This window comes from Achromobacter sp. JD-1, assembly GCF_038594925.1.
GTDB lineage: Bacteria > Pseudomonadota > Gammaproteobacteria > Burkholderiales > Burkholderiaceae_B > Achromobacter > Achromobacter spanius_C.
Map to the genome: position 1 here is coordinate 34,009 of NZ_JBCGCS010000025.1, position 20,717 is coordinate 54,725.

General features: G+C 64.9%; 17 protein-coding genes. 3 read left to right on the plus strand and 14 right to left on the minus strand.

The window, feature by feature from the left end; translation table 11 throughout:
• Window positions 1-7: 7 nt before the first annotated feature.
• The gene (locus tag WBR68_RS27055; protein ID WP_050447422.1) at window positions 8-478 is read right to left on the minus strand and encodes an Lrp/AsnC family transcriptional regulator; all 471 of its coding nucleotides are present in this window, start codon (window positions 476-478) and stop codon (window positions 8-10) included.
• Between the two features lie 93 nt (window positions 479-571).
• Between WBR68_RS27055 and ilvB the strand changes: the two genes are divergently transcribed.
• Complete coding sequence (gene ilvB / locus WBR68_RS27060) at window positions 572-2,398, plus strand: biosynthetic-type acetolactate synthase large subunit (protein WP_127183068.1); 1,827 nt, start codon at window positions 572-574, stop codon at window positions 2,396-2,398.
• A 128-nt stretch (window positions 2,399-2,526) separates the two neighbouring features.
• Here ilvB and WBR68_RS27065 read toward each other — a convergent pair whose 3' ends face one another.
• The 5 genes from WBR68_RS27065 to WBR68_RS27085 form a co-directional block, all read right to left on the minus strand.
• Entirely contained in the window at window positions 2,527-3,306 is a 780-nt protein-coding gene (locus tag WBR68_RS27065; RefSeq protein WP_230695761.1) for an SDR family oxidoreductase, read from the minus strand.
• Between the two features lie 25 nt (window positions 3,307-3,331).
• Window positions 3,332-4,186, minus strand: a complete 855-nt coding sequence (locus WBR68_RS27070) for an ABC transporter permease (RefSeq protein ID WP_050447469.1) — start codon at window positions 4,184-4,186, stop codon at window positions 3,332-3,334.
• 13 nt (window positions 4,187-4,199) lie between these two features.
• On the minus strand, window positions 4,200-4,970 hold the full coding sequence (locus WBR68_RS27075) for an ABC transporter ATP-binding protein (protein WP_050447425.1): 771 nt from the start codon (window positions 4,968-4,970) through the stop codon (window positions 4,200-4,202).
• The gene (locus WBR68_RS27080) at window positions 4,970-6,028 is read right to left on the minus strand and encodes an ABC transporter substrate-binding protein (RefSeq protein WP_230695762.1); all 1,059 of its coding nucleotides are present in this window, start codon (window positions 6,026-6,028) and stop codon (window positions 4,970-4,972) included. The genes WBR68_RS27075 and WBR68_RS27080 overlap by 1 nt, the downstream gene beginning before the upstream one ends.
• Before the next feature lie 174 nt (window positions 6,029-6,202).
• Window positions 6,203-8,818 (minus strand): DNA topoisomerase III, encoded by a 2,616-nt coding sequence (locus tag WBR68_RS27085; RefSeq protein WP_230695763.1) that lies wholly within the window; start codon window positions 8,816-8,818, stop codon window positions 6,203-6,205.
• 62 nt (window positions 8,819-8,880) lie between these two features.
• On the opposite strand from WBR68_RS27085, the gene WBR68_RS27090 reads away from it, so the two are divergent.
• On the plus strand, window positions 8,881-11,508 hold the full coding sequence (locus WBR68_RS27090) for a GDYXXLXY domain-containing protein (RefSeq protein WP_230695764.1): 2,628 nt from the start codon (window positions 8,881-8,883) through the stop codon (window positions 11,506-11,508).
• Window positions 11,509-11,562: 54 nt separating this feature from the next.
• On the opposite strand, the gene gluQRS is transcribed toward WBR68_RS27090, so the two are convergent.
• From gluQRS to WBR68_RS27110, 4 genes are all read right to left on the minus strand, one after another.
• On the minus strand, window positions 11,563-12,456 hold the full coding sequence (gene gluQRS / locus WBR68_RS27095) for a tRNA glutamyl-Q(34) synthetase GluQRS (protein ID WP_230695765.1): 894 nt from the start codon (window positions 12,454-12,456) through the stop codon (window positions 11,563-11,565).
• Between the two features lie 27 nt (window positions 12,457-12,483).
• Window positions 12,484-12,942 (minus strand): DUF494 family protein, encoded by a 459-nt coding sequence (locus WBR68_RS27100; protein WP_050447430.1) that lies wholly within the window; start codon window positions 12,940-12,942, stop codon window positions 12,484-12,486.
• A gap of 260 nt (window positions 12,943-13,202) precedes the next feature.
• Entirely contained in the window at window positions 13,203-15,227 is a 2,025-nt protein-coding gene (locus WBR68_RS27105) for a TRAP transporter permease (RefSeq protein WP_050447431.1), read from the minus strand.
• Between the two features lie 120 nt (window positions 15,228-15,347).
• Window positions 15,348-16,307, minus strand: coding sequence for a TAXI family TRAP transporter solute-binding subunit (locus WBR68_RS27110; RefSeq protein WP_127183075.1), 960 nt, complete (start codon window positions 16,305-16,307; stop codon window positions 15,348-15,350).
• A gap of 290 nt (window positions 16,308-16,597) precedes the next feature.
• Between WBR68_RS27110 and WBR68_RS27115 the strand changes: the two genes are divergently transcribed.
• On the plus strand, window positions 16,598-17,737 hold the full coding sequence (locus tag WBR68_RS27115; RefSeq protein ID WP_050447433.1) for a DSD1 family PLP-dependent enzyme: 1,140 nt from the start codon (window positions 16,598-16,600) through the stop codon (window positions 17,735-17,737).
• 18 nt (window positions 17,738-17,755) lie between these two features.
• Here WBR68_RS27115 and WBR68_RS27120 read toward each other — a convergent pair whose 3' ends face one another.
• From WBR68_RS27120 to WBR68_RS27135, 4 genes are read right to left on the minus strand one after another with little or no spacing between them, the layout of a single operon-like run.
• On the minus strand, window positions 17,756-18,487 hold the full coding sequence (locus tag WBR68_RS27120) for an amino acid ABC transporter ATP-binding protein (protein ID WP_050447434.1): 732 nt from the start codon (window positions 18,485-18,487) through the stop codon (window positions 17,756-17,758).
• Window positions 18,468-19,124, minus strand: a complete 657-nt coding sequence (locus WBR68_RS27125; protein WP_050447435.1) for an amino acid ABC transporter permease — start codon at window positions 19,122-19,124, stop codon at window positions 18,468-18,470. Before WBR68_RS27125 ends, WBR68_RS27120 begins: the two co-directional genes overlap by 20 nt.
• Entirely contained in the window at window positions 19,121-19,789 is a 669-nt protein-coding gene (locus tag WBR68_RS27130) for an amino acid ABC transporter permease (RefSeq protein WP_127183077.1), read from the minus strand. The genes WBR68_RS27125 and WBR68_RS27130 overlap by 4 nt, the downstream gene beginning before the upstream one ends.
• A gap of 18 nt (window positions 19,790-19,807) precedes the next feature.
• A complete protein-coding gene (locus WBR68_RS27135) occupies window positions 19,808-20,590 on the minus strand; it encodes a transporter substrate-binding domain-containing protein (RefSeq protein WP_050447437.1) in 783 nt (260 codons plus the stop codon).
• Window positions 20,591-20,717: the final 127 nt, after the last annotated feature.

A 20,717-nucleotide genomic window follows, 5' to 3' on the forward strand; every position in this document is an offset into this window, starting at 1 on the left:
CGCCGGCTTAGCCCACTGGCCCGGTCAGCGGCAGCATGGTTTCTTTCAGGCGGCGCAGCACAAAGCACGACTTGCTGTGGCGTATGCCGGGGATACGGTAAAGCTGTTCGCGCAGCAGGCGTTCGTAGTCGCGGGTGTCGCGCACGGCGATGCGGATGTAATAGTCGTAGTCGCCCGACACCAGAAACGCTTCCAGCACCTCGGGTATGGCCGCCAGGGCGCGGCCGAACTCGTAGAGCGTTTCTTCGCTGTGGCTTTCCAGCGTGACGTGGACGATGACCGTGTCCATGAAGCCCAGGCTGGCCGGATCGATGTCCACGGTGTAGCCGCGGATGACCCCGGCGCCCTCCATGCGCTTGATGCGGTTCCAGCACGGGGTGGACGACAGCCCCACCGCCGCGCCGATTTCATTCAGGCTGGCGCGCGCGTTGTCTTGCAAGACCTTCAAAATGGCCAGATCGAATTTGTCCAGGTTCATTTTCTTTGATTCCTCAAAATCAGAGATGAATTTACTCTGGATGGCCCTGATTAGTAGAAAAGAAGATAAAAATTCTTCGCCGCTCCGAATAAGATAGATAGCATGAACGATCGCCTGCACCCCACCGCCACCGCCGCGCTTGCCGCCACTGAAACCCCCCCTGCAAACGGGGCCAAGATTCTGCTGGACACCTTGATTGCGAACGGGGTCGACACGGTCTTTGGTTACCCCGGCGGCGCGGTCCTGCCTCTGTACGACGCCCTGTATGCCGAGCCGCGCTTGCGCCACGTGCTGGTGCGCCACGAACAGGCCGCCGTGCATGCCGCCGAAGGCTATGCCCGCACCACGGGCCGCACGGGCGTGGTGTTCGTGACCTCGGGCCCCGGCATGGCCAACACCACATCGGGCCTGTTGGATGCGATGTGCGATTCGATTCCGGTGCTGTGCGTCAGCGGTCAGGTGGCCACGGCCGCCATCGGCACCGATGCATTTCAAGAGTGCGACGCCATCGGCATTTCGCGTTCCGTCACCAAGTGGAATACCCAGATCCGCGCCGTCGATGACGTGGCCAATGTGGTGGCGCGTGCATTTGAATTGACCCGCCAGGGCCGCCCTGGCCCGGTGTTGGTGGACTTTCCGAAAGACGTGCAACTGGCCGTGCCGCGCGACGCGGATGACGATGTGCCGGGTTTGCCGTCGCAGCAAAAGCTGGCCGCGCTGCGCGCGCGCCGGCAGTCCGGCAAGCTGGCGGCCAAGCTGCCGCAGTCGGCCGTGCGCCGCGCCGCCGCGCTGATCGCTCAGGCCAAGCGGCCCATCTTCTACGGCGGGGGCGGCCTGATCAATGCCGGCCCGGAAGCCTGCGAGGCCTTTACGGACCTGGTCCGCCACACCGGCGCGCCCTGCACCCTGACGCTGATGGGGCTGGGCGCCTTCCCCGCGTCCGACCCGCAGTTTGTCGGCATGCTGGGCATGCACGGCACGGTCGAGGCCAACCTGGCCATGCATAACTCAGATCTGGTGGTGTGCATTGGCGCCCGGTTCGATGACCGCATCACCGGCAAGCTGTCCGAGTTCTGCCCGCATGCGCGCAAGATCCATATCGACATCGACCCCGCTTCCATCAACAAGGTGGTGCGCGTGGACGTGGCGCTGGTGGGCGACTGCCTGCCGCTGGTGCGCGCGCTGCGCGCCGAAATGGGCGATGCGCCGTTGGACGCCGCGCGGCTGGCCCCCTGGTTCAAGCGTATTGATACGTGGCGCGCGCAGGACTGCCTGGGCTTCACGCCGGCCGCCGATGCGATCCTTCCGCAGCACCTGATGGCAAGCCTGAACGCCGCGCTGGCGGACCGCGATGCGATCGTCTCCACCGACGTGGGCCAGCATCAGATGTGGGCCGCGCAATACCTGCGTTTCGACAAGCCGAACCGTTGGCTGACGTCGGGTGGCGCGGGCACGATGGGCTACGGCGTGCCGGCCGCGATTGGCGCGCAGGTGGCGCATCCGGACAAGACGGTGGTGTGCGTCAGCGGCGATGCGTCGGTGTTGATGAACATTCAGGAACTGTCCACCGCCATGCAGCACGAAACGCCGGTGAAGGTCGTGTTGTGCAATAACGGCTACATGGGCATGGTGCGCCAGTGGCAAGAGCTGATCCATGGCGGGCGGTATAGCCACAGCTATAACGCGTCATTGCCGGATTTCGTGGCGCTGGCGCGCGCGTTCGGCTGGGGCGCGGCGCGCGTGGACGATCCGGCAAAGCTGGACGCGGCGCTGGCGGAATGTTTGGCGCACGATGGTCCTTACTTTCTGGACGTGGCGGTGACGGCGCAGGAAAACTGCTTTCCGATGATGCCCGCCGGGCACGGGCATCAGAAGATGATGCTGGCCGAAGGGGTTTGGTATCAGGACGAGACGACCTGATTTTTTGGCGGGAGTGATGGGTTCGCGCGATGGGCTTGACCGTGCGCGGCGAGATTTTTCCGGTCTAACTGTTCCACGATGCCCGCGTTCGCGCGCAACCCATCATCGCCACAAAAACGCCCATCACCTCAAAACTGAATCGACAACCCCCCGTCCACCACCAACACGTGCCCGTTCACATACGACGCCGCCGGTGACGCCAAAAACACCGCCGCCCCGGCGATTTCCTCGGGCTCACCCCACCGCCCCGTCGGATTGCGCTCCGCAATACGCGGACCGAAATTCGGGTCCGCCACCATGGCCGCGTTCGTCTCGGTGGCGAACGTACCCGGCGCGATCGCGTTGCTGGTGATGTGGTGGCCGCCGAACTCCGCCGCCAATGCCCGCACCATGCCCGTCAGACCCTGCTTGGCGGCGGGGTAAACGGCATCGCCGGCGCGTGCCAGCTCGCCCACCACTGACGTGATGGCGATCAGGCGGCCGCCGCCCTGGCGCATCATGCGCTCGGCGGCGAACTTCGCCAACAGCATGCCGGCCACCAGATCCGTATCGATCAAGTCGCGGATTTCGGCGGGGCTGGTGTCACGCAGCGTCTTGCGGTTGCGGGCGCCCACGTTGTTCACCAGCACGTCCAGCCGGCCATGTTCGTCGTCAATGCGCCCGAACGCGCGCTCCATGTCGGCATCGTCGCTGACATCGAAGGGCAAGGCATGTGCGTCCAAACCCGCGCTGGCCAGCTCGGCCACGGCGGCGTCCACGGACGCGCCGTTGCGGCCGTTGATCAAGACACGCGCGCCGCAACCCGCCAACGCGCGCGCAATGCAAAAGCCCAGCCCGCGCGCGGACCCGGTCACCAGCGCGACCTGTCCGGTCAAGTCGAAGTTACGCAGATATGGAAGTGTGCTCATCAATGATGCCCCGATTTTTTCATCGTCATTCCCTGAACTCCGGCGCCCAATGCAAGAGCCGCCGTTCCAGCCAGGTCACACAATAAACCAACACAATGCCCACGATGGACAGCAGCGTCACGGCCGCGAACATGTCGGTGGCGTTCAGCGTGGCCAGCGCGGTGATCATCAAATACCCCATGCCCGTGGTGGACCCCACGAATTCGGCCAGCACCACGCCGATCAGCGCGAAGCTGATGGCGTTGGGCAAGGCGGCAAACGTCCATGCAGCCGCGGTCGGGATGCGCACACGCCACAGGATCTGGCGCGGCGAGCCGCCCAGCGTGCGGCAGAAGTCGACCAGTTCGCGTTCCACGCTGCGCCCGCCCTTGTAGGTGTTGAAGAACACCAGGAAGAACACCACGAACCACGACGTCACCACCTTGGACGCCAGCCCCAGGCCGAAGAACATGGTGATGAGCGGCACGAAGGCGATGCGCGGCATGGAATTGAACGCCACGATGAAGGGGTTGAACACGTCAGCCAGAAAGCGGCTGCGGCTGAGTGTCATGCCGACGATGAAGCCGCTGCCCACGCCCACCACCAGCCCCACCATCGTGGCTTGCAAGGTCAGCCAAAGATGCGGCCAGACCGAGCGCGGGCCGGGCTGCATCCATTCCCAAAGCCGCACCGCCACGCGCGACGGCTGGCTGATGAAGAAGGGGTCGAACAGGGTGTTTTGCGTGAACCAGGGAATGCGTGTCAGCGTTTCCCACGAGCCCAGAATGACGGCAAGAATCAGCACTTGCCACAAGGTGATGCGGACGCGGCGCTTGACGCCGGCGCGGCGGTCCAGCCGCAGCTGGTCCTGCAGCGAATCGGAAGTTTCAGTTGAAATCATGGTGCGAATCGGATCAGGCGGCGGCACGGAACTGCTGGCCCAGCACGCTCCAGAGGCTTTGCACATGAGAGACGAACTGCGGCGTTTCGCGCAAGGTGAAGACGTCGCGCGGATGCGGGATGCGGATGCGCTCGTCCAGTAGCACGCGGCTGGGCGGGCCAGACAGCACCACCACGCGGTCAGACAGCAGGATGGCTTCGTCCAGATCATGCGTGACCATCACGATGGTCTGGCCCAGCTTGCGCCAGATCTCCATCAGTTCGCGATGCAGGTGCGTCTTGGTGTGCGTGTCCAGCGCGCCGAAGGGCTCGTCCAGCAGCAGGATGCGCGGCTCCACCGCCAGGCTCATCAAGAGCGCCACGCGCCGCCGCATGCCGCCCGATAGCTGATGCGGAAAGGCGTCGGCAAAGGCGCTCAGGTGGCCTAGTTCCAGCAGTTCGGCCACGCGGCGTTCGATCTTGTCGGCCGCCACGCCCTGGAACTTCAGCCCCAGCGCCACGTTCTTCTTCACGCTGAACCAAGGTAGCAGCGTGTCTTTCTGAAAGATGTAGCCCAGCGCGGGCGGCACCTGCCCGTCGACTACCCGGCCGTCTACTTGGATCGTGCCCGTAGTGGGACGCAGAAAGCCCGCGATCATGTTCAAGAGCGTGCTCTTGCCGCATCCCGAGGGGCCGACGATGGAAACGAACTCGCCCGCCTCGATCGTCAGGCTGACCTCGCCCACCGCGTGCGTCGTGCCCTGGCGGGTCTGGTACGCCTTGCCAACCTTGTCCAGCGTAATCATCAAAGGCCCCGCGCTTTGCGCACGAAGCTCATGTTCACGCACTTGGCGTAAGGCACGGTCTTGATCTCGTCGTTCGAGAACTGGCGGCCGTCGCCCATAATGGCCGTCATGCGGTTGTAGGCGTCTTCGGTGATGAGGTTGTCTTTCAGGAACACCGTGTCTTTGTAGACGCCCAGGGTCTTTTCGATGGCGGCGCGCGGAAAGGCGCTGAGGTAGTCGTCGTAGATCGCGTCGGTAACGCCCGCGGCGCTGTTGGCGGTGATGAAGTCTTGCGCCTTGACCATGGCGGTCACAAAGGCCTGCACCACTTCCGGCCGCTTCTGGATGGTGTCTTCCAGGGTTAGCGCGGCAATGCCCGGCACGTCGCCGCCCATGAATTCGTTCCATGAGGCCTCGGTGGTGGCGTCGAATATCGGCACGCCCCAGCCTTCCTGGCGGGCCTGTTCCATCATGGACATGGTGGCCATGCTGGCGGACACCGAACCCGTCTTCAGCGCGCCCAGCATCGTGGCCAGATCGCCCAGCGGACGGATGTCGACCTTGTCGGCCACGCCGGCCTTTTGCATCAGGTACAGCGCCATCAGCCAGGTGCTGGACTGCGGTTGCGTGGCGCCCACGCGCTTGCCGGCCAGGTCCTTCAGCGACTTGATCTTGCCGCTGTCGAAGTCTTCGCGGCGCACGATGATGTTGGCGTAGGTCAGCTTGCGGTCAAAGCCGAACACCAGCGTGGCGGCCTTGCCGGCGATGGTCAGCGCGGGGGCGGCCGTGGCGGCGGTGGCGCCGAACACGATCTGGCCGGCCGCCAGCAACTGGTTGGTGCGCGGGCCGCTTTGCGAATTCAGGTATTCAACGTCCAGCCCGCCTTCGCCGAAGTAGCCTTTTTTCAAGGCCACGTAGCCCGCCGCGAAGAAGGGGTCGATGCTGCCTTGCCCGTAGGCCACGCGGCCCAGCTTGGGCTGGGCGAAGGCGATGCGGCCATCAAGCAGGCTAACGCTGGCCAAGGCCCCGGCGGCGGTCAGGATGCGGCGGCGGGTGGTGAAGCGGGGGCTATGGGTCATGTCGTCCTCGGTTGAGTTTGGGTGTTGCTGTTTTGGGGTAGACGATAACGCAGGGGGTCGGGGGGCAACAATGGAAAACGCCCGGGGGGCCGGGCGTTTTTGGGGGCGGGTGTGATGGGTTACGCGCGTTCTGCGGTTGGGTTCTTCTTTCCGGGTTATCGCGCTTCACCCATCCTACGGGGTCTTTTTGGGGGCGGCTTTTTTGGCGGCGGTTTTCTTTACGGCGGCTTTTTTTACTGCCGTTTTCTTTACCGCGGCTTTCTTGGCCGGGGCCTTTTTCGCGGCCGTCTTTGTTGCCGTTTTGGCGGCGGTCTTGGACGGGGCGCGGCCGGGCTTTTCAGGGCGCGGTTCGAATTCGAAGCCGATCTTTCCGTCGGGCTGACGCACCAGGAAGGCCTTGAACTTGCGGTTGGTGCGGCTGGACACGAAGCCTTCAAGCAGGTCGGTGCGGCCGTTGCCCAGCAGCTTGCCCATCTGTTCGGCCGAGATCTCTTGCTGCAAGATGACCTTGCCCGAGCGGAAGTCGCAGGTCTTTTCGGGGCCGACCGACTTTTCGCACACGTAGCTCATGCCGTGCTCGAACACGCGCGACTGGCACTTGGGGCAGGCCCCCACCGGCGTATGGCCGGAAAAGTCCACCGCTTCGGTATCGTCTTCGTCGTTCTGGCCGAAGTCGAACTCCAGCTTGTATTCGTCGCTGATGCGCAGGATGGCGGCAAACGGACGGCCCATCTTGCTGATGAAGCCTTGCAGCGGACCGATCTCGCGCTTGGCCAGCAGCTCTTCCACTTCCGGCAGTTCGAACGTGCGGCCGCCCGGGTGCTTGCCGATTGAAAAGTCGCAGGCGGTGCAGGCGAAGCGGCGGTAGTTTTCCTTGACCACGGCGCCGCACTTGGGGCACGGCGTTTGCAAGGTGGCGTAGTCGCCCGGCACCGTGTCGCGCTCGTATTCCTTGGCGCGCTTGACGATCACTTGCGTCATCTGCGCGATTTCGCGCATGAAGGCCTCGCGGCCCAGGCCGCCCTGCTCGATCTGCTTGAGCTTGTGTTCCCACTCGCCCGTCAGTTCGGGCGAGGTCAGTTCGGTCACGTCCAGGCCCGACAGCAGCGTCATCAACTGGCGTGCCTTGGCGGTGGGCACCAGGTCGCGGCCTTCGCGGCGCAGGTAGACCTCGTTGAGCAGGCCTTCGATGATGGCGGCGCGCGTGGCCGGCGTACCCAGCCCGCGCTCGGACATGGCTTCGCGCAGTTCTTCGTCGTCCACCAGCTTGCCCGCGCCTTCCATGGCGGACAGCAAGGTGCCTTCGTTGAAGCGGGCGGGCGGCTTGGTCGACAGGCCCACGGCTTCCACGTCTTCCGTGCGCACGGTTTCGCCGTCGGCAACCGGCACCAGGTTGGCGTCTTCGCCCTGGGCTTCCTTGCCGTACACGGCCAGCCAGCCCGGGGTGACCAGCACCTTGCCGTCGGTGCGGAAGCGATGCCCCTGCACTTCGGTCAGGCGCGTGGTGACGCGGTATTCGGCGGCGGGGAAGAACACGGCCAGAAAGCGCTTGAGCACCAGGTCGTACAGCTTGGCCTCGGCTTCGCTCAGGTCGTGCGGGATCTGCAGCGTGGGGATGATGGCAAAGTGATCCGACACCTTCTTGTTGTCGAAGATGCGGCGGTTGGGCTTCACCCACTGCTGGCTGACGACGGTGTCCGCGTGGCGTGACAGGCCGCCCACGGCGTTCGAGCCGCCCTTGGCCAGCGCGCGCATCGTTTCCTGCACCGTGGTGATGTAGTCCTCGGGCAGGTAGCGCGAATCGGTACGCGGGTAGGTCAGCGCCTTGTGGCGTTCGTACAGGGTCTGGGCCAGCGCCAGCGTGGTCTTGGCCGAAAAGCCGAAACGGCCGTTGGCCTCGCGCTGCAACGACGTCAGGTCGTACAGGGCCGGCGACATCTGGGTCGACGGCTTGGATTCCTCGGTGACGTTACCCGGCTGGTCGCGGCAGGCGGCCACCACGCTTTGCGCGGCGGCGGCGGACCACAGGCGCGATTCGCGCTTTTCCGGGTCACGGTCGTCTTTCTTGAACTGCGGGTCGATCCAGCGGCCTTCGTACAGGCCGGCGGCGGCGATGAAGGTGGCGCGCACTTCCCAGTAGTCGCGCGGCACGAAGCGGCGGATGCGCTCTTCGCGCTCGGCCACGATGGCCAGCGTGGGCGTCTGCACACGGCCGACCGGCGTCTTGAAGAAGCCGCCGTCCTTGCTGTTGAAGGCGGTCATGGCGCGCGTGCCGTTGATGCCGACCAGCCAGTCGGCTTCAGCGCGCGAGCGGGCGGCCGCTTCCAGCGGTTTCAGCTGGGCGTCGTCGCGCAGGTTGGCGAAGGCTTCGCGGATGGCGGCCTGCGTCATCGATTGCAGCCAGAGGCGCTGAATCGGCTTTTTCACGCCCGCGTACTGAATGATGTAGCGGAAGATCAGTTCGCCTTCGCGTCCCGCGTCACAGGCGTTGATGATGGCGTCCACGTCCTTGCGCTTGGCCAGGCGGACCAGCAGCTTCAGGCGTTCCGCGGATTTCTTGTCGGTGGGGCCCAATTCGAATTCCGGCGGAATCACGGGCAGGTGCGTAAAGCTCCACTTTCCCTTGACCGGATCATTGGGCGCGACCAAGCTCAGCAAGTGGCCGATGCTGGACGCGAGTACGTAACGTTCGCTTTCAAAATAGTCGCCCTCGCGCGCAAAGCCTCCCAAGGCGCGTGATATATCAAGGGCCACCGAGGGCTTCTCGGCAATAATCAGCGTTTTATTCATGTGTATCCAGTGGCGGTAGTCCCGCCTTAGTAGCGCGGATAATAAGATCGGAGATTCGCCAGATGCAAGTCGGCACTGAAAGGCAAGCGGGATCCGAACTGCACGCTTGGCGTCAATTCTTGGCGCGAAGCACCCTGTGGCTAGGCGTTTTGCTGCTGGGCAGCGCTGCAATTTGCTGGGTCGCCGCCAACTGGCAGGACATGACAAAAGTGCAACGCTTTGCCGGCACGCAAGGCTTGCTGGCCATTGCGGCACTGGCCGCGGCCTGGGCCGGTTTGCGCCTTCGCGGCAAGCCTGGCGTGCGACGCAGCGTCCCTGGCGCGCTTCTGGCTTTGGCCGGCATCTTGCTGGGCGCCTTGCTCGCGTTATTGGGTCAAACTTACCAGACTGGCGCCGATACCTGGGAATTGTTCGCCTGGTGGGCGGTTCTGCTGCTGCCCTGGGCGCTGGCCTCGGCCAGCCAGGCGGTGTGGCTGTTGTGGGCGCTGGTGCTGAATATGGCCGTTGCCCTGTGGCTGGGTGAGCGCGTCTTCACCTGGTACGCCATCTACGACGGCACGGGTTTGCCCAACCTGATCATGGCGGCCCTGAACCTGACTTTGCTGCTGGGCTGGGAACTGGCGGCACGCCGTTGGCGCGCCAGCACCTTGATCGGCCCGCGCGTGCTGGCCGCCATCGCCATCAGCGCCCTGGTGCTGTCGCTGATGTTCGGCGACTTCATCCTGCGCGGGGTGGGGTCGCTGCACGGCATCGCCTGGCTGGCTGCCACGGTGGGGCTCGGCCTTTACTATCAGCGCGGCCGGCTGGACCTGGTCATTCTGGCCATGCTGGCCGCAGGTGTCATCTGCGTGTCGCTGCGCGTGGTGGGCGAATGGCTGCTGCGGCTGGAGCCCGGCGTTTGGGCCGCTCTGCCCCTGGCTGCCTTGCTGATGGCCGAAGCGGTGCTGGCGGCGCGCTGGCTGCGCAGGCTGGCGGCTGAACCGCAGGCGCCCGTGGCCGCCGCGGACGCGGAACCGGCCGCGGCCTCAGCGGGCAATGCCGTCGAGCCGGGTGATTCCGGCGCCGCCGTGGTGCAACTGGCGCCCGTTGCCACGCCGCATGCCGAACCCCCCTGGTACGTGCAATGCCTGCTGGGCCTGAGCGCCTGGCTGGCGACCTTGCTGCTGCTGGTGTTCGTGGCGTTCTCGGGCATTGTGACGTCGGACGAGGGGGCGCTGGTGGCCGGGCTGGTGCTGTGCGGCGCGGGCGTGGCGGTGCTGCGCAGCGACGCCGGGCCATTTTGGCGGCAATGCGGCACGGCAATGGCCTTCACCGGCCAGATCCTCATCATCTACGGCTTGTCCAGTTCCACGTCGTTCACCAGCGCCTGCTTCTTCGTGCTGTTGCTGGCGGCGGTGATCTACGCGCTGGGGCCAGACGTGATCCTGCGCTTTCTGTCGGGCCTGATGATCGCGGCGGCGGGCGCCGCCTTGATCTGGCGCGGCTTGTCGCCGGAGTTGATGCGTGACGATCTGCTGGACGCCTGGCTTTATTTCGACCCGGGTCGCGCTGGCTTTGTCTGGCTGCCCATTGCCGTGATCGGCGCCTGGGCCACCGCCGTCATCCTGACCTGGAGCCACCGCGTGGGCGGCAAGCGCGGCCACGCGCTGGAGCCATTGGCCTGGGCCTTTTTGCTGTCCGTGCAGGGCATGGTGTGGTTGGCCGGTGGCATTTCGGCTCTGCATCTGCCGGCCATGTGGACACTGAACCCGCAAGGCGCTTTCCTGGTCGTGGCGGGCGCGTTGCTGCCGGCGGCGGCTGCTCTGGCGGTGCTATGGCCGCGCCGCCATGTGCTGACGGCCGGGGTGACCTGGGGCGTGCCGATCGCCCTGCTGGTGCTGGCGCTGTTCTGGCTGCCCAGCCCGGGCGTGGGCTTCGCGCTGGCCTGGCTGTTGCTGGGTTTTGGGCTGAACCAATTGCGCCTGGTCATTTTCGGGGTCTTGAGCCTGCTGGCTTACCTGGGCGTCTATTACTACCAGCTGGATGTGCCCTTGCTGCAAAAGGCATTGTGGCTGGGCGGCGGCGCGCTGCTGCTGTTCGTGCTGCGTGGCCTGGTGTGGCTGGTGCCCAGGTTGATGCGCACGCAGGCGCCGCAACGGCGCGTGCCGCTGCCGCCGGTGTCGGCGCTGTTGCGCTGGCGCACGCTGGCCATCCTGGGCGGCCTGGCGCTGGTGCTGGTGGTGGCCAACGGCGGCATCTGGCAGCGCGAAAAGCTGCTGGCCACGGGCAAGGTGGTGATTCTGGAATTGGCGCCGGTCGACCCCCGGTCGTTGATGCAGGGCGACTACATGGCGCTGAACTTCGCGGCCAGCCGGGACATCACGCGTCTGCGGCTCAGCGCCGATCGCCCGGTGGACGACGACTCGGTTCTGGGTTTCGAGCCCGACGGCTATGTGATGTTGCAGGCCGATGCGCGTGGGGTCGCCACGCCGCTGCGCATCCAGCCCGACGCGCAGCCGCATGCCGAAGACGAAGTGCCGCTGCGCTATCGCGTCCGCGATCGTGGCGTGCGTATCGTCACCAATGCCTATTTCTTTCCCGAAGGCCAGGCCAAGCGCTATGAGGTCGCGCGTTACGGCGAACTGCGCGTGGCTGAAAACGGTGAAGCGCTGCTGGTGCGGATGCTGGGCGAGGACTTGCAGCCGCTGTAGCGAATCACCGGTTTGGCGCGGCGTGCCGTGCGAGGGCAGCAGCCAGGACAGCGGCTAGGGCAGCGACTGGGCCAGCGGAAAGCGCTGCGCCCACTGTGCGGTGGCGGTTCGAAGAAAGTCATCACGATCCGCCGCGGCGATGGGGCCGAACCCCAGGGCGCGCCAGGCGTCGGCCAAGGCGGCCATCGGCGTGCCGGTGTCGATGGCGGCGGCGCCATTCTGCTTGGACAGCTTCAAACCGCTGACGGTGTCCAGAATCAGGGGCACATGCAGATAGCGCAGCGGCGGTAAGCCCAGCAGGCGGCCCAGCACACGCTGGCGCGCCGTGGAACTGAGCAGGTCCGCGCCCCGCACCACGTCCGTGACGCCCTGCTCGGCGTCGTCCACCACCACCGCCAGTTGATACGCCCACAAGCCGTCCGCGCGCCGCAGGGCGAAGTCGCCGACGGCTGTTGCCACGTCCTGTTCCTGCGGACCCAGCCAGCGGTCTTTAAAGCGTTCGATGCCGTCGGGCACGCGCAGCCGCCACGCGCGAGCTTGGCGGCCGGGCGGCAAGCCGTGGCGGCAGGTGCCTGGGTAGGGGCGTTCGCCGTCGGCGCTCGGCGCGGTCTGGCCGCGCAAGGCGGAATCAGCGATTTCGCGCCGCGTGCAGCCGCAGCCGTAGATCAGGCCACGTGCGGCAAGCGTGTCAAAAGCGGATTGGTAAGCGGCGCTGCGTTGCGACTGCCACATGATGTCGCCGTCCCAGTGCAGGCCCAGCGCGTTCAACTGCGCCATGATGGCGTCGGCGGCCCCCGGTACGGTGCGGGGCGTGTCCACGTCTTCCATGCGCAGCAGCCAGCGACCGCCGTGGGCGCGCGCGTCCAGCCAACTGGCCAGCGCGGCCACAAGCGAGCCCGCGTGCAGCGGGCCGCTGGGGCTGGGGGCGAATCGGCCTACGTAGGTCACAGCAAAAGCAAGGGCCTGCGCGTCGGGTCAGTGCAACAGCCGCACGCCTTCTTCGTCCAGCAGCTCTTCCAGGACCAGGTTGTCGATCTCGGCTTCCTGGCTCCAGAGAACCATGAGGGCGATGATCTTGATCTTGGATAGCGGCACGGGCGTTTCGGGCGAAGCCAGGCCTCGGTCGATGACGATCTCACGCAGGGGCGCCGGCAGCACGCCGGCCGATTCCAGGAAGGCGATGAAGCCAATGGATTCGGTGCCGAGCTGGCTGTATTCGTTGTCGGTGTAGATCCGGGTTCCGGTGTTGGGCGCCTGAGCGAGGTCGACACATCGTTCGGTGGTTTCGGCCAGGCCATACAGCCAACCGAGAGCGTCGTCGATGTCTTCGTGCTCGAAACCGGCAGCGGCAAGCCGCTTAGCGAGCACATCGGCCGCAGGACAGGCTTGCGGCGTGTAGTAATTCTCGAACAGATAAACCAGGATATCGAACATATGGCGCAGTGTGTGCCTGTTTGCACAGTCGGCCCGCATATCGGCAGACCAGCAAACATGAATTTTACTTTACGCTGATTTATTTAGCCGGGCAACCGGCGAAAAGGCGGAATGTTGTATGGCGTCACCTGTCGTTTGACGGCCCCCATTCTGCCCGGTTTTGCTGACAAAATGCGCGATTGGCCGAAAGAAAAACAGGGGCGGACACGTAGGTCCGCCCCTGTTTTATCTTCTGCAAGATTAAGTGCCTGGCGTTCGCGTTACGCCATCTTGGCCCCGTTCTCCAGCTTGAGTCCGGCCAGTTGGCGGATGAACACCGGTATGCAGATGGCTATTCCGATCAAGCCACTGGTGAGCCCCGGCAAGATGGTCAGCAAGGCGCCCAAGGTGCACAGCCAGCGTTCCCAGCTCTTCATCGTTACCAGCATGTAGCGTGAGAATGCCGCCGACAGCAGCACCAGGCCCACCATGCAGCCGAACAAGGTCACGAAGAACGCGTACCAGGTAAAGCCCTGCACCGAAATCAGCAGCGACGGCGAAAACACGAACACGAACGGCACGATCAGCTTGGTGATGCCCAGCCTGAATGCCGTGTTGCCGGTCTTGAACGGGTCGCTGCCCGCCATGCCCGCTGCCGCATACGCCGCCAGGGCCACCGGTGGCGTGATGTCGGCCAGGATGCCGAAATAGAACACGAAGAAGTGCGCCGCAATCGGTTGCACGCCCAGTTGCACCAACGTGGGGGCGGCCACCGCCACCATGATCAGATAGTTGGCCGTGGTGGGAATGCCGCAGCCCATCAGGATGCAGACGATGCCCGTCATGATCAGCGCGGCCACCAGCGTCAGCGATTGCGTGTTGGCGATGGCTTCCGGGATCACCACCGAGGCGACGCCCGCGATGGACTGCGCCGCCGAGATCACGATGTACGACACCTTGAAGCCCACGCCCGTCAGCGTGACCACGCCGATGACGATGCCCACGGTGCCGGCCGCGGCGCCCACGGCCAGCGCGTACTTGGCGCCGGTCTCGAAGGCTTCGTAGAGGTCGCGCAGGCGCAACCGCTGGAACGGATTCAGCAAGCCCACCACGATGCAGCCCGTAATGCCCGCGAACGCCGCCAGATAAGGCGTGCGGCCGCTGGCCAGCACGCCGATCAGCAGAAACAGGGGGATCAAGGTGGGCCAGCGCATCTTGAGCGACTGCTTCAGCTTCGGCATTTCTTCGGCCGTCAGCCCGCGCAGCCCTTCACGCTTGGCTTCGAAGTGCACCTGCATGAACAGGCCGAAGAAATACAGGAAGGCCGGGAAAACGCCGGCAATCGCAATCTGTTGGTACGGAATGCCCAGGAACTCGATCATCAGGAACGCGGCCGCGCCCATGATGGGGGGCGTGATCTGTCCGCCCGTGCTGCTGGCGGCTTCGACGCCCGCCGCGAAATGCCGGGGATAGCCGACGCGGATCATGGCGGGAATGGTCAGCGACCCGACCGTGACCGCGTTGGCCACCGACGAACCCGACAGCATGCCGAACATGGCCGAACCGAACACTGACACCTTGGCGGGTCCGCCCGCGTAGCGGCCGGCAATCGTCGAGGCCACGTCTAGGAACAATTGGCCCAGGCCGATACGGGTAGCCAGCACGCCGAACAGCACGAAGTGGAACACGTAGGTGGCCACCACCCCGACCGCCACGCCATATACGCCCTGGCTGGTCAGGTACATGTGGTTGACGATCTGGGACCAGGTGTTGCCGGCGTGCTGCAGCAGGCCGGGGAAGTACTGGCCGAACATGGCGTAGGCCATGAACACGATGGCGATGATTGGCAACGGCCAGCCCATGGCGCGGCGCGTGGCTTCCAACAGGCCGATCAGGAGGATGGACCCCATGAACACGTCGATGGGCAGTGGATTGCCCACGCGGAACGCCAGGTCTTCGAAGATGTACGGGATGTACATCACCGACAGCGCCAGCGCCACGGCGATGATCCAGTCATACAGCGGGATGCCGCCCGGCGCGTACCAGGTGGACTTCGGCTCGCGCTTGTAGTGCGACTTTGAAAAGCCGAACACCAGAAAAATCAGGCTCAGCACAAAGGCCAGGTGCACGCCGCGATGGGTGGCTTCGCGCAAGAGGCCAAAGCCGGCGGTGTAGTAGTGAAAGATCGAGAGCGTGACCAGCAGGCCGGAAACGATCCAGGTGGCGGTCTTGTCCAGGGGCCGGAAGCGGATTTCGGAATCGTACTTTTCCGCTAGTTGCTGGGTCTTTTCGTGGTCTATTTCCATCGACGTATTTCTCAGGTGAATCCGCAAACAGGGCCGCACTAGGCGGCCCTGCGCAATGCTGGCGCCCCACCGGGGTGACCCGGCGCGCCAGCGTATCGCCGGTTGGAGATCGGCTTGGGCTTACTTCAGCAGGCCGATTTCCTTGTAGAACTTCGCGGCGCCCGGGTGGAACGGGATGCCGGCGCCCTTGATGGCGTTTTCGCGCGTGATGAGCTTGCCCTTGGCGTGGCCGTTGTCCAGCGTCTTGCGCGTGGCGTCGCTGTACAGCGCCTTGGTGACGTCGTACACCACCTGTTCGGACTGCTTGGCCGACGTGACCATTTGCGCGTTGACCGAGATGGTCTTCACTTCAGGCAGGTTCTGGTAGGTGTTGGCCGCAATGACATCGGGCGTGAAGAATTCTTGCTTGGCGCGCAGCGCGTCAATCTCGGGGCCAACCAGCGACACCAGCTCAATGTTGCCGCTGGAGGCCAGCTCGGCGATGGCGCCAGCCGGTGCCCCACCCACGAAGAAGAACGCATCCAGGCCGCCGTCCTTGAGCTTGTCGCCGGCTTGGTTGGGCTTCAGGTATTCGGCCTTGATGTCCTTGTCGGTCATGCCGTAGGCGCCCAGGATCAGGCGCACGTCAACCAGCGTGCCCGAGCCCGGTTCGTCCATCGACACGCGCTTGCCCTTCAGGTCGGCCACGCTCTTGATGCCCGCGCCCTTGCGCGTCACCAGGTGGATGCTTTCCGGGTACAGCGTGGAAATCAGGCGCAGGTCTTGCGCCTTGGGCTTGCCTTCGAAGGTGCCCGTGCCGCTGTAGGCCCAGTAGGCCACGTCCGACTGCGTGAAGCCGGCTTCAAACGAGCCGCCCAGGATGCCGTTGATGTTGGCCACCGAACCGTTGGACGCCACCGCCGTGGCGACCAGCTTGCCCGGCTGCGACACGGCGTTGGCGATGATGCCGCCGATGGGGTAGTACGTGCCGGCCGTGCCGCCCGTGCCGATGCGGAAGAACTGTTGGGCTTGTGCGGAACCCACGGTGCCGACGGCGGCAACCGCGACGGTCAGGGCGGTGATCCAGTGTTTGAGTTTCATGCGTGCTTCTCCGGGTGTTGTTAGGTAGGGTTCGTGTGACGAAAATCGTCTTGTCATTCCTGCGCTTGGCGGTTCAAAAAAAACGCCGCCTTGGCGCAAAAATGGGCCTCCCCTTGGGGGCCGTTTTCATGTTGAAATTCTGGCATGAGGGGGGGACGTAGCCAATGGTTACGGAGCTATCGTTTACCTGGGGGTCAATGAACCCTTTGGTTATGGATGCTCATGCTTTGGTTATGGCGTCCCGCCCCACGGTTACATTCCACGCGCAGTAGATAACGGAGTTTCCCCCGATGTCCCAGGAAGTCATACGCGGCATAGCGCTGCCCCCAGCCGCGCAACCCGGCGATCCCTTGGCCCGCGTCGACACCCCCAGCCTGGTGCTGGACCTGGCGCCGTTCGAGGCCAATCTGCGCGCCATGCAGGCCTGGGCCGACCGCCACGATGTGGCCCTGCGCCCGCACGCCAAGGCGCACAAATGCCCAGAGATCGCCCTGCGCCAACTGGCCCTGGGCGCGCGCGGCATCTGCTGCCAGAAGGTCAGTGAAGCCCTGCCCTTCGTGGCCGCCGGCATTCATGACATCCACATCAGCAACGAAGTGGTCGGTCCGGCCAAGCTGGCCTTGCTGGGCCAATTGGCGCGCATCGCCAAAATGAGCGTTTGCGTGGACAACGCCAAGAACCTGGCGGACATTTCCCAAGCCATGGTGCAAGCCGGGGCCGAGATCGACGTGCTGGTGGAAGTTGACGTGGGGCAAGGCCGCTGCGGCGTGTCGGACGACGCCTTGGTGCTGGCCCTGGCGCAGCAGGCGCGCGACCTGCCCGGCGTGAATTTCGTGGGCTTGCAGGCCTACCACGGCTCGGTGCAGCATGCCCGTACGCGCGAAGAGCGCGCCCAGGTCTGCAGCCAGGCGGCGCGCATCGCCGCGTCCTACGCGCAACTGCTGCGTGAAAGCGGCATCGCCTGCGACGTCATCACGGGTGGCGGCACGGGCAGCGTGGAATTCGACGCGGCAAGCGGCGTCTATACGGAACTGCAGGCCGGGTCCTATGCCTTCATGGACGGCGACTACGGCGCCAATGAATGGGACGGCCCGCTCAGCTTCCAGAACAGCCTGTTCGTGCTGTCCACGGTGATGAGCGTGCCCGCGCCCGAGCGCGTGATCCTGGATGCGGGCCTGAAATCCACCACCGCCGAATGCGGCCCGCCCGCCGTCTTCGGCGTGGACGGCCTGACCTATGTCGCCATCAACGACGAACACGGCGTGGTGAGCGTGGCCCCCGGCACGCAGGCGCCCGCGCTGGGCGATGTGCTGCGGCTGGTGCCCTCGCATGTGGACCCGACGTTCAATTTGCATGACGGCTTGGTGGTGGTGCGCGACGGCGTGGTGCAAGATATCTGGGAAATCGCGGCGCGCGGCTTTTCGCGCTGATCGCCGCCGGACGACTGATCACAGATTCGTCATCCCCAGGAATTGCCGCAGTTCCGGGGTGGCGGGCGCCGTGAACAATTCCTCCGGCGGGCCAATCTCATGCACGCGGCCCTGATGCATGAAGACGACGCGGTTGCAGACTTCACGCGCAAAGCGCATTTCGTGCGTGACCATCAGCAGCGTCATGCCATCGGCCGCCAGTTCGCGCACCACCGCCAGCACTTCGTTGACCAGCTCCGGGTCCAGCGCCGACGTGATCTCATCGCACAACAAGGCCAGCGGCTGCATCGCCAGCGCGCGCGCAATCGCCACGCGCTGCTGCTGCCCGCCCGACAGTTCCTCGGGCCAGGCATCGAACTTGTGCGCCAGCCCCACGCGGGTCAGCATGGCGCGCGCCATGTCGGCCGCTTCCGCTTCCGGCATGCGCTTGGCCACCATGGGCGACAGCATCACGTTGCGCCCCACCGTCAGGTGCGGGAACAGGTTGAACTGCTGAAAGATCATGCCCACCTTGAGCCGCAGCGCGCGCAGCCGCAGTTCATCGTCGCCCAGTTGCGCGTCGGCCACCATGATGGCGCCGCCGTCTATCTGTTCCAGCCCGTTCACGCAGCGCAACAGCGTGCTCTTGCCCGAGCCGCTCTTGCCGATGATGGCGATGACCTCACCGGGTTCGACGCGCAGCGTCACCCCCTTCAGGACTTCGTTGTCGCCGAATTTCTTGCGGACGTCTTCAAGGGCGATGAGGGGCATGCAACTTCCTTTCCAGCCGGAGGCTAAGGCGCGACAGGGGCCAGCACAGCGCGAAGTAGATCAGCGCGGCGCAGGCATAGACGGTGAAGGGACTGAAGGTGGCGTTGGTGATCACCGTGCTGGCCTTGGACAGCTCGGTGAACCCGATGATGGAGGTCAGCGCGGTGCTCTTGACGATCTGCACCGCGAAGCCGACGGTGGGTGCAATGGCAATGCGCAGCGCCTGCGGCAGCACCACATAGCGCATCTGCTGCACGTAACCCAGCGCCAGGCTGGCCGACGCTTCCCACTGGCCTTTCGGAATCGCTTCCACGCAGCCGCGCCAGATCTCGGCCAGGAACGCGCCCGACCACAGCGTCAGCGCCGCGCCCGCGGCCAGCCACGGCGGCACTTCCAGGCCCAGCAGCGACAGCCCGAAGAACGCCAGGAACAGCTGCATCAGCAGCGGCGTGCCTTGGAACAGTTCGATATACGCCCAACTGGCTCGCCGCATCAGCGCCACGCGCGATGTGCGCATCATCAGCGCCAGCACGCCCATCAGCGCGCCGCCCGCGAACGCCACCAGCGACAGCACTATCGTCCAGCGCGCGGCCAGCAGCAGGTTGCGGACGATGTCCCACATTGAAAATTCAATCATCGCGCCGCCTTGCGAAACAGACGCCGGCCCGTCATGCGCAGCAATTGGCGCAAGATGATGGCCAGCGCCAGATAGATGCCGGTCGTAACCAGGTACACCTCGAACGCGCGGAAGTTGCGCGACTGAATGAAATTGGCGGCAAAGGTCAGGTCTTCAGCGGCAATCTGCGAACACACCGCCGAGCCCAGCATCACGATCACGATCTGGGACGACAGCGCCGGCCATATGCGTTGCAAGGCGGGCTTCAGCACCACATGCCGAAACACCTGAAAGCGCGTCATCGCCAGGCTGGCGCCGGCTTCGTACTGCCCTTTGGGCGTGGCGTCGATGCCGGCGCGGATGATCTCGGTGCTGTAGGCGCCCAGGTTCAAGGCCATCGCCAGGCAGGCGGCCTGCATTTCGCCCAGCTGCACGCCCAAGGACGGCAAGCCGAAGAAGACGAAGAACAACTGGATCAGGAACGGCGTGTTGCGGATGACCTCGACATAGGCCGTGACGGGGGCGCGTAGCGCGCGCGGCCCCTGCGTGCGGACCCATGCGCAGGCGATGCCCAGCGCCACGCCCGCCACCGCGCCGAAGGCAATCAGCTCGACCGTGACGCCGATGCCCTTGATGAGCACCGGCGTGTAGTCGAACACCGACGTGAAGTCGTATTGATAAGCCATGATGGCCGCCTTCGGAACTTACAGGTCCTTGGGCAGCTCGGCCCCCAGCCACTTCTGCGAGATCGCCGACAGCGAGCCGTCGCGCTTGGCGGCGGCAAGGATGTCGTTGACCTTGGCGCGCAGCTTGGGCTCGTCCTTGTTCAAGCCGATGTAGCAAGGCGAGTTCTTGATCAGGAACTTCGTTTCGGGCTTCTTGGGCGGGTTGCGCGCCAGGATGGCGGCCGCGACCACGTTGCCGGTGGCAATCATCGGCACCTGGCCAGACAGGAAGGCGGTGATGGTGCCGTTGTTGTCTTCATAGCGCTTGAGCGTGGCGGATGCCGGCGCAATCTTCGACAGCTCGATGTCTTCCACCGCGCCGCGCGTGACACCGATGGTCTTGCCGGCCAGGTCCGCCGCCGACGACACCTTCAGGTCGGCCGGGCCGAACACGCCATTGAAGAACGGCGCGTAGGCATCGGAAAAGTCGATGGCTTTTTCTCGTTCCGCATTCTTGCCCAGGCTGGAAATCACCAGATCCACCTTGCGGGTCTGCAAGTACGGTATGCGGTTGGCGCTGGTGACCGGCACCAGCTCCAGCTTCACGCCCAGTTGTTTGGCGATCAGTGCTGCCGTATCGATGTCATAGCCCAGCGGCTTCATGTCGGCGCCCACCGACCCAAAGGGCGGAAAATCCTGCGGCACGGCGATCTTGATGGTGCCGGCTTTGACGATATCGTCCAGCGTGTCGGCATGCGTCAGCGGCGCGGCCAGCAGGGTGGCGGCGGTGCAAAGGGACAACAACAGGGTTCTACGGTTCATGAGGGGACTCTCCAGGGCGCGCATCGCCCCGGGGCGGGTCGATGCGTTGCACACCAATTCGGTATACAAAACTGGAAAAGCAAGTTCCGTGCCATTCGCGCACGCCCGGAGCGCGGGCGCCAAGCGC

Excerpts from the sequence above, each read along its gene's own strand:
- WBR68_RS27075 (WP_050447425.1), bottom strand. The coding sequence starts at position 4,970 with ATGATTACGCTGGACAAGGTTGGCAAGGCGTACCAGACCCGCCAGGGC.
- WBR68_RS27055 (WP_050447422.1), bottom strand. The coding sequence starts at position 478 with ATGAACCTGGACAAATTCGATCTGGCCATTTTGAAGGTCTTGCAAGAC.
- WBR68_RS27135 (WP_050447437.1), bottom strand. The coding sequence starts at position 20,590 with ATGAACCGTAGAACCCTGTTGTTGTCCCTTTGCACCGCCGCCACCCTG.
- WBR68_RS27080 (WP_230695762.1), bottom strand. The coding sequence starts at position 6,028 with ATGACCCATAGCCCCCGCTTCACCACCCGCCGCCGCATCCTGACCGCC.
- WBR68_RS27125 (WP_050447435.1), bottom strand. The coding sequence starts at position 19,124 with ATGATTGAATTTTCAATGTGGGACATCGTCCGCAACCTGCTGCTGGCC.
- WBR68_RS27105 (WP_050447431.1), bottom strand. The coding sequence starts at position 15,227 with ATGGAAATAGACCACGAAAAGACCCAGCAACTAGCGGAAAAGTACGAT.
- WBR68_RS27130 (WP_127183077.1), bottom strand. The coding sequence starts at position 19,789 with ATGGCTTATCAATACGACTTCACGTCGGTGTTCGACTACACGCCGGTG.
- WBR68_RS27120 (WP_050447434.1), bottom strand. The coding sequence starts at position 18,487 with ATGCCCCTCATCGCCCTTGAAGACGTCCGCAAGAAATTCGGCGACAAC.
- WBR68_RS27085 (WP_230695763.1), bottom strand. The coding sequence starts at position 8,818 with ATGAATAAAACGCTGATTATTGCCGAGAAGCCCTCGGTGGCCCTTGAT.
- WBR68_RS27090 (WP_230695764.1), top strand. The coding sequence starts at position 8,881 with ATGCAAGTCGGCACTGAAAGGCAAGCGGGATCCGAACTGCACGCTTGG.
- WBR68_RS27100 (WP_050447430.1), bottom strand. The coding sequence starts at position 12,942 with ATGTTCGATATCCTGGTTTATCTGTTCGAGAATTACTACACGCCGCAA.
- WBR68_RS27110 (WP_127183075.1), bottom strand. The coding sequence starts at position 16,307 with ATGAAACTCAAACACTGGATCACCGCCCTGACCGTCGCGGTTGCCGCC.
- WBR68_RS27115 (WP_050447433.1), top strand. The coding sequence starts at position 16,598 with ATGTCCCAGGAAGTCATACGCGGCATAGCGCTGCCCCCAGCCGCGCAA.
- WBR68_RS27065 (WP_230695761.1), bottom strand. The coding sequence starts at position 3,306 with ATGAGCACACTTCCATATCTGCGTAACTTCGACTTGACCGGACAGGTC.
- WBR68_RS27070 (WP_050447469.1), bottom strand. The coding sequence starts at position 4,186 with ATGATTTCAACTGAAACTTCCGATTCGCTGCAGGACCAGCTGCGGCTG.